This is a genomic window from Vibrio sp. Vb1554 (assembly GCF_033344235.1).
This window is the reverse complement of sequence record NZ_JAWPOJ010000255.1, coordinates 1-1,252: the sequence shown is the minus strand read 5'-3', so window position 1 is coordinate 1,252 and position 1,252 is coordinate 1. Positions and strand designations below refer to the sequence as shown.

The window sequence follows — 1,252 nt, the reverse complement described above, 5'->3', positions numbered from 1 at the left end:
TCTCGTAACGACCAAGTGGCGACCGACTTAAAGCTTTGGTGTCGTCAGCAAGGGCAGCAACTTCTTATTGCACTTGATCGTCTGCAATCGCAAATGGTGCAAGTGGCGAAACAGCATCAAGGTACGGTTTTGCCTGGTTATACTCACTTACAACGTGCTCAGCCTGTGACGTTTGCTCATTGGTGTTTGGCGTATGTTGAAATGTTTGAGCGTGATTACTCACGTCTGAGTGATGCGCTGCAACGTTTAGATACCTGTCCGCTAGGTTCTGGCGCGTTAGCTGGTACAGCTTACCCAATTGATCGTGAACAACTGGCGCATAATCTTGGTTTTCATCGTGCTACGCGTAACTCACTCGATTCGGTATCGGATCGTGACCATGTGATGGAACTGATGTCTGTCGCTTCTATTTCTATGCTGCACTTGTCACGTCTCGCGGAAGATATGATTTTCTACAACTCAGGTGAGTCGAACTTCATTGAGTTGGCAGATACAGTGACGTCTGGCTCGTCATTGATGCCACAGAAGAAAAACCCAGATGCGCTAGAGCTCATTCGTGGTAAGACTGGTCGCGTGTACGGCGCACTTTCTGGCATGATGATGACAGTCAAAGCCCTGCCACTGGCGTACAACAAAGACATGCAAGAAGACAAAGAAGGTTTGTTCGATGCGCTTGATACATGGAACGACTGTATGGAAATGGCAGCGTTGTGTTTCGATGGTATCAAGGTTAATGGCGAACGTACGTTAGAAGCTGCGAAACAAGGCTACGCCAATGCCACAGAATTAGCGGACTACTTGGTCGCGAAAGGCATTCCTTTCCGAGAAGCGCATCATATTGTCGGTGTAGCTGTCGTTGGCGCGATTGCCAAAGGTTGTGCACTGGAAGAGCTGTCACTGCAAGAGTTACAAGAGTTCTCTGACGTCATCGACAACGATGTGTACGACATCCTAACGATTGAGTCTTGTCTAGAAAAACGTAGCGCGCTTGGTGGCGTGTCACCAAAACAAGTCGCTTATGCCGTTGACCAAGCGGACAAGCGTTTGGCGCAGCGTGATAGTTCGGCCGTTAAAGTACGTCCTGCACGTTTAACGGATATCGAAACGCTTGAGGGCATGGTTGCGTACTGGGCGAATATGGGCGAAAACTTACCTCGTTCTCGTAATGAACTCGTTCGCGACATTGGCTCATTTGCCGTTGCTGAACATCATGGTGAAGTGACTGGTTGCGCGTCTCTGTATGTGTATGACT

Annotated in this window: 1 protein-coding gene; it reads left to right on the top strand. The window is 48.9% G+C overall.

Going from position 1 to position 1,252, the window contains the following annotated elements:
- Positions 1-1,252 (top strand): argininosuccinate lyase (gene argH / locus R8N28_RS25440; protein ID WP_318183687.1); only part of this gene is annotated, 1,252 nt, incomplete at both ends.